The following is a 6,872-nucleotide window of genomic DNA, read 5'->3' on the forward strand; positions in this document are numbered from 1 at the left end:
GTTCCTGATATTAATCTGGCCTATTTAAGTGGGTTTTATAAACTTGATGACCAGAGTACCCTGGGGAGCTCTTTAAGGTATTTTTCTTTGGGTGAAATACAGTTCGTAGACATTAACCAGCAAGATCTAGGAGTTTATAGTCCAAATGAACTAGCATTGGACGTAACCTATGCCAGAAGATTTGGCAGCTCGTTTTCACTAGGTACCTCATTGAGATACATTTATTCCAATTTGTTGTCAGGTCAGTTTGCAGCAGGACAGCAAACGCAGGCTGGCTCAGCAATTGCAGTTGATGTTTCTGCATATTACAAAAAACCGACTATTTTCCTGGGTAAAGATGCGATCCTCTCCGCCGGAATTAACATCTCAAATATTGGAACAAAAATCAGCTATGTACAGGGTGGGGAAAAGAACTTTCTGCCCACAAACTTTAAAATAGGAGGAGCCTCAACCTTTTTAATCGACGATTACAATCAGTTTACTTTTGCGCTTGATTTTAACAAGCTTCTGGTGCCAACTCAACCAATATATGATGAAAATGGAAGGATCTTAGCGGGAAAGGATCCTGATCGCTCGGTACCATCTGGAATATTTGGTTCATTTAGCGACGCTCCGGGAGGATTTTCAGAAGAATTAAGGGAAGTTAATATCGCTGCAGGCGTGGAGTATTGGTACAACCAGCAGTTTGCGCTAAGAGCCGGGTATTTTTATGAGAACCCGCAAAAGGGTGATAGAAGATATTTTACACTTGGTGCCGGATTAAAATACAATGTCTTCAATATCGATTTTGCGTATCTGGCGGCCAATGCACAAAAGAGTCCATTGGCAAATACATTACGCTTTACATTGCTTTTCAATTTTGGCGATGCCAAATAACAGTATATAACAACATAATTTAACAAATGAAAATTAAAGTAGGGTTTGGGTTCGATGTGCATCAGTTAAAGGATAATCACCCATTTGTAGTAGGCGGAGTTCATCTGGAACATCATAAAGGAGCTTTTGGCCATTCCGATGCAGATGTTTTGCTCCATGCAATTTGCGACGCCTTGTTAGGCGCTGCGAATTTAAGAGACATTGGCTTTCATTTTAAGAATACCGACCCTCAGTGGAAAGGAATAAGCAGTCTGATCCTCCTAAAGGAAAGTGTAAAGCTTCTTAAAGACAAGGGATGGCAGATTGGTAATATCGATGCAATGCTTTGCCTGGAAGCGCCAAAAATTAATCCCCATATTCCCCAGATGCAAAAGAATATAGCGGAAGCAATTGGAATGTCTATTGATGATATTTCTATAAAAGCGACCACCAATGAGCAAATGGGCTTTATAGGCAGGGAAGAGGGCGTAGTCGCCTACGCGGTATGCCTTATCGAGAAATAGAAAAACCGGAGGGCTGTAAAGCTTTCCGGTTTCCTAAAAATCAAAAAAGTACCTATTATTCGTCAAGGTATCCAAATTTACCCTGGTTGTAATCATTTATCGCTTGCTGTACCTCTTCTGGCTTGTTCATTAAGAAAGGTCCGTACTGAGCAATCGGTTCATTTATCGGCTCGCCGCTTAATATCAGGATAATGCAGTTTTCCAAGGCCTCAGCTGTTATTATCGAACCGTCATTTTTGAAATGAACAAACTGATCAGTTTTGGCAATTTCAGTATCATTAATTTTTACACGACCTTCTATAACTACAAAACCAGTATTGTGTCCGGCAGGAAAATTAAAAAATGCTTTGCCTCCTTCATTTAGCCGGGCATTGAATAAATTAAGTGGGGTAAAGGTGGTTGCAGACCCTCTGGTCCCGTTATAGTCACCTGCAATTACCTCAATTTCACCAGCTCCATTCTCCAGATTGTATTTTGCCATCTCGCTATGCTTTACATCCTGATACCTTGGTGAGGTCATTTTATCTTTTGCAGGTAAATTCACCCACAACTGAACCATTTGAAAGGCTCCGCCTTTTTTACTGAACTGCTCTTCATGATATTCTTTATGTAATATCCCACTTCCAGCGGTCATCCATTGCACATCACCGGGATAAATTACACCGCTGTTGCCTGCGCTGTCATGATGTGCAACTGCGCCATGGTATGCAATGGTTACCGTCTCAAACCCTCTATGAGGATGAACACCTACACYTCTGGGCTCGTTACGTGCAGAGAATTCTATCCTGGCGTTATAGTCCAGCAGAAAGAATGGACTCATTTTAATTTTATAACCTTTCGGAAAAAAATTGTGCACCMTAAAGCCATCGCCAACCATATGAGACCAGCTTTTGTATTGCCCCATGGATCAGTTGCGATACCACCAAATTCAGCATTCAATTCTACCGGTTTGGTAACGCCTTTAACTGTCAGATTTCCATTTAAAATGTAATCATCACCGTCTTTTGTTAATGAGGTAGATTCAAAAGTGATTTTAGGGAAATTTTCTGCATCAAAAAAATCAGCACTTTTTAAGTGATTGTCTCTGTCAGCGTTTCCGGTATTGATAGAGGAGGTTTCGCCTTCAAAAGTAACCTTTCCGTTTTCGAAATCGTCACCTTCTGAAGTTAATGTCGCGCTGATCAGGTGCAAACTACCGGTTACAGTAGTAATCATTAAGTGTTTAACTTTAAATTGTAATTCGCTGTGGGTCGGGTCTAAAACCCATTGTGTAGTTGCCATAATATTGTTTTTTTAAGTTGTTCTTTAATTACAACACAAAATTACAAACAGATGTTTGGCCCCACATTGACCTATGATAAGAAAACACTAAGGTTTAAAATGCTTATGCGCCAGGTCTTTACGGACCCTGCTTAATGATTCAGGTGTAATGCCTAAATAAGAGGCAATCATCCACTGTGGCACCCTTAAGGTAAGATTTGGATATAATTTTATAAAATTCAGATAGCGTTCTTCGGCTGTAGCACTTAAAAGCATATTGATCCTTTTCTGCATAAACCGGATGGAATTATTGAGCATGGTGCTATTAAGGTCACTCATGCAGGGAACATGCTTTGCAGCATCATTCATAAAATCCTTGTTTACTGCAATAGCTGTTGTAGGCTCAATGGCATCAATAAAAAACTCTGATGCTTCATTGAACATCCCGTTACGTTCCGAAAGCCACCATTGTTCGGGGGCAAACTGAATGATATGCGTCTTCCCCTTACTATCTATTGAATAACTGCGTAACAGACCACTTAAAACAAAAAAGCCATGAGATAAAACTTCGYCCTTCATCAGGATCATCTCGTTTTTATCGAAGGTTTTTACTTTAAGTTTGTCAGAAATGAGGCCAAACTGCTCATCAGTTATCGCTACTTTGTTTTTTAAATAAGTTTTAAATGGCTCAAGTAAGGCTGTCATAGATAAAATCTATTTCTTGTCTATTTTAACATTGGAAAAATCTACGCCACACTTGCAGTTGGAACCACAGCCACCATTTTTAGGTGCTATTGAGCGATAAACGATGCGGCCAACATAAAATAATGCCCCCGCAAACAGTATAATTACCAGAATAGTCTGAATATCCATATCCCAAAATTAGTTAATGCCTGCTTCTCGCAGGTCTGTTAATTGTAAATTTACTTTTCCATAAGGCCAATCGTGCCACCAACCCAATCAAAGTCTTTATTGTATCTCACGCCAATCATTTTTCCTCTGCTTAAGCGTGCTAAATTAATGCACAACTGGGGCTCCTGGCCATCCGCCCATAAATACATCAATCTGATTTCCAGTTTTACCCCACCATCCGGCGATTGCACAATGGGCTCATAAACAACTTTTCGCTGAAGTATCCAATTCTTCGGGTCTTTAATTTCAGCGATGTCCGCTTTTGTTACATCAATAATCACACCCATGCCTGCAAAAGAAAACAAGGGTTTTAAAACATAGTTTTCGAGATCTGAAGGGATTTCAGTTAACGTATCTAGGAAATGAGTTTCTGGTACAAATTCGCTTTTCAAAAAGGGCATGGTATATTTACTGATCCTGTAAAACCAGTTTGGGTGTGTGATCCATTCCACATCAATTTCTGATCGGGGATCAAAGCATTGCTCAAAAAGAGCTGTTTTATCTTCAACTTCATCAAAAATCAATCGGTTGTAAATCCTTTTTAACCGTATTTTTTTTCCTTCCTCTTTATAGAATAGCGCATTCCCTTCTTTAAAGATATCTGTCAGGCTCAAAATTTTTATACCTAAATATTTTTGGGTAATTAAAAAATCAATTGCTGTTTTTTGATTCGGCGCATCAATATCCATTAGTGCTACCTCCTGAGGTGCGTAATCGCCAATAATTACCCTTTTAAGTAGGCTAACGTATTTCTGCTCATCCAATCCATTAAAAAACGGGGTTAAAGCCGCAGGCAATTCATACGACTCCTTATAAACCCTCCCCAGCTCAGGCTGAAATCCATATAAGGAGGGGAAACCCTGCATTTCAATTAGCTTTGGTGTCAAAAGACCATTTGCATCCTTGCATATCCCAAAATCGAAAGTTAAAAAATGCGGGTGTTCATTTTCATTTGGAACATTCCAATTTGAGGGAATAGCATCTTTAGTAAGTGCCTTAAAGTCAGGCTGCTTTATGAGTTTTATGATTTCTTCCCCTGCATCAATTAGTTTCTTCTGCAGATCTGAAGGAATAAACACAGGAGTTTCGGCAACTCTAAAAGGGATGCTTGTTAATCCGGATTCCAGAATTTTTAAAAAGCTTTTGTACTTCTGTTCCGTGAAGGAACTGTTAAACTGGCCCCTGTATTTGCTAATCATAGTTACGCTTCCTGTAAGGCATTTAATGCCTCAGTTAAAAAGTTAGGCAGAATAACACTCTGCGTGAGTTTAATTCTATCAGGATTGTCAAGACTTGACAACATGTCTTCATATTTTTCCTGCCCGTAACTCTCGGTAATTGCTTTCTTCTTATCATCCTGTAACAGATACATTTTCATCCCAACAGGATCTGCCTCGGGATGAAACTGTGTTCCGATTATTTCGTTGGTAAAACGAACCGACATTACACAGCGTTCCAAATCAACATGTGGTCTTTCTTTTTCCAAAGCCAAGACCTTGGCCTGCGAGTTGGAAAATAGCACATCATCAGGATTTATCACCTGCCAGTCGCGACTGTCAACAGCATATAATGGATTAGGTAAACCACTAAAAATTAAATCATTTTCCCCTTCTTCCGTTAAAAACACAGGAAAAATGCCAAAAGCGGTTGATTTTCGTCTGATCACTTCTCCAACATGATACTTTCTGCAAGCCATTTGAAAAGAGTGACAGATTAAAAAAACGTGTTTTTTCTGTTGGCTGATCTGATTATGGGTTTCTATTTTACCTAGCAGGTTAAAAAAGTCACTTTCCCATTTTTCCCCCACACCATCAAAGGGACTTCCCGGGCCCCCGCTTGAAATATAGATATCATAATGCTCATCAGGGATTTCTCCCCGCTGTCTTAAGTCAAAAATATCATACCCCAGATCTATATCATTCTCCACGCGATAGCGCAACAAGATTTCCTGTATCCCACGCATCCCCTGGTTGGTCACGCCATTATTCATGTCAATTACGGCAACCCTAATCTTATTTCTATCTATTATGCTCACTGCTTAGCCCCAATTAATGTTTGAGTAGTAATGTAGTCTACTACGGCCTCAAAGTTACCACTTTGTTCGTAAACAGCCAATTGCCTATCAGCCCCGGTTCCATTCTCAAGTATTTTAAGTACATAGTTGATCTCATTTCTGCAGCCCAGATCATCTACCACATCGTCAATAAAATCCAGTAATTCCAATATCAGATTTCTGCAGTTTACCTCCATCTCCTTACCAAAATCAATTAGATTCCCGTCAATGCCGTAACGGGCAGCCCTCCATTTATTTTCATTTATCAGGGCTCTGGAATAGCTGATAAATTTCATATTCTGCAGGCGTAGTTTATACAACTTGGCACAAAGGGCCTGAAATAAGGCTACAAAAGCCATGGTTTCATCAATCAACATTGGACAATCGCAAATCCTGAACTCTATGGTTTCAAAGAAAGGGTGTACCCTGATGTCCCACCATATTTTTTTGGCATTGTCAATGCTATTGGTCTTAATGAGCAGCTTAACATAGTTGTCGTAATCTTCAATGCTATTGAAAATATCAGGAATGCCCGTCCTGGGGAACTTATCAAACACCTTAGTTCTAAAAGATTTGTATCCCGTGTTCCTGCTTTCCCAGAAGGGGGAATTGGTAGATAGGGCAAACACATGCGGTAAAAAATAGCGCACCTGATTTGCAATATGAATGGCAAGCTCCCTGGATTGGAAACCGACATGTACATGTAAGCCAAAAATCAGATTGGATCTTGCAGCCTCCTGCAACTCATTTACGATTTCACTATAACGTGGATGCTCAGTGATCAGCTGTTTTTCCCAATGGGAAAAAGGATGTGTGCCTGCCGCACCAATTCTTAACCCTTGCTCCCCTGCCAGCTGCGAAACCGTATACCTTAATTGCGAGATTTCGGCTCGTGCCTGCTCCGTGTTTTTACAAATTCCTGTTCCTACTTCTACAACAGCCTGATGCATTTCAGCTTTAACCTGATCTTTATGTATTTTTTGAGCCGCTTCAACTATTTTTTGATCATGTGAGGTAAGTTCACGGGTTACCGGATCAACCACCATGTATTCTTCTTCTACACCAAGCGTAAATTCATTCATCATAATTCATTCCCTCCTGTTTATCCCTGATTATTTTTTTGTAGCGGGAGCTTTTTTAGGTTTGGTTTTACCGTCTAATGATAACCCTGCCGCCGAGGCTTTAACATACGCTCCCCATGTTAAATTGTCTTGCCCGTCGATTTGAGCCTTTGCTCTTTCTATTGCATACTGTGCCGAGGTTTCAAC

9 protein-coding genes are annotated in these 6,872 nt (G+C 40.1%); 2 read left to right on the forward strand and 7 right to left on the reverse strand.

Annotation, left to right across the window (positions count from 1 at the left end; all coding sequences use genetic code 11):
* A partial coding sequence (gene porV / locus AC1DG9_RS23185) for a type IX secretion system outer membrane channel protein PorV (protein ID WP_477635324.1) occupies window positions 1-876 on the forward strand: 876 nt, incomplete at its 5' end.
* 26 nt (window positions 877-902) lie between these two features.
* Complete coding sequence (ispF, locus tag AC1DG9_RS23190) at window positions 903-1,379, forward strand: 2-C-methyl-D-erythritol 2,4-cyclodiphosphate synthase (protein WP_172662128.1); 477 nt, start codon at window positions 903-905, stop codon at window positions 1,377-1,379.
* 55 nt (window positions 1,380-1,434) lie between these two features.
* Here ispF and AC1DG9_RS23195 read toward each other — a convergent pair whose 3' ends face one another.
* From AC1DG9_RS23195 to AC1DG9_RS23225, 7 genes are all read right to left on the reverse strand, one after another.
* Window positions 1,435-2,199, reverse strand: a complete 765-nt coding sequence (locus tag AC1DG9_RS23195; protein ID WP_477635325.1) for a pirin family protein — start codon at window positions 2,197-2,199, stop codon at window positions 1,435-1,437.
* Window positions 2,196-2,660, reverse strand: a complete 465-nt coding sequence (locus AC1DG9_RS23200) for a YceI family protein (RefSeq protein ID WP_477635326.1) — start codon at window positions 2,658-2,660, stop codon at window positions 2,196-2,198. Before AC1DG9_RS23200 ends, AC1DG9_RS23195 begins: the two co-directional genes overlap by 4 nt.
* 87 nt (window positions 2,661-2,747) lie before the next feature.
* Window positions 2,748-3,344, reverse strand: a complete 597-nt coding sequence (locus AC1DG9_RS23205; protein WP_477635327.1) for a Crp/Fnr family transcriptional regulator — start codon at window positions 3,342-3,344, stop codon at window positions 2,748-2,750.
* Between the two features lie 9 nt (window positions 3,345-3,353).
* Complete coding sequence (locus AC1DG9_RS23210; RefSeq protein WP_172662124.1) at window positions 3,354-3,512, reverse strand: FeoB-associated Cys-rich membrane protein; 159 nt, start codon at window positions 3,510-3,512, stop codon at window positions 3,354-3,356.
* A gap of 50 nt (window positions 3,513-3,562) precedes the next feature.
* Window positions 3,563-4,750 carry a hypothetical protein gene (locus tag AC1DG9_RS23215; protein ID WP_337716944.1) on the reverse strand — a complete coding sequence of 396 codons (1,188 nt, stop codon included), beginning with the start codon at window positions 4,748-4,750 and terminating at the stop codon, window positions 3,563-3,565.
* A gap of 2 nt (window positions 4,751-4,752) precedes the next feature.
* Complete coding sequence (locus tag AC1DG9_RS23220) at window positions 4,753-5,586, reverse strand: type 1 glutamine amidotransferase (protein ID WP_337716942.1); 834 nt, start codon at window positions 5,584-5,586, stop codon at window positions 4,753-4,755.
* Window positions 5,583-6,689, reverse strand: coding sequence for a carboxylate-amine ligase (locus tag AC1DG9_RS23225; protein ID WP_337716940.1), 1,107 nt, complete (start codon window positions 6,687-6,689; stop codon window positions 5,583-5,585). The genes AC1DG9_RS23220 and AC1DG9_RS23225 overlap by 4 nt, the downstream gene beginning before the upstream one ends.
* Between the last annotated feature and the right edge of the window lie 183 nt (window positions 6,690-6,872).

The organism is Pedobacter sp. 05L430 (genome assembly GCF_056397585.1).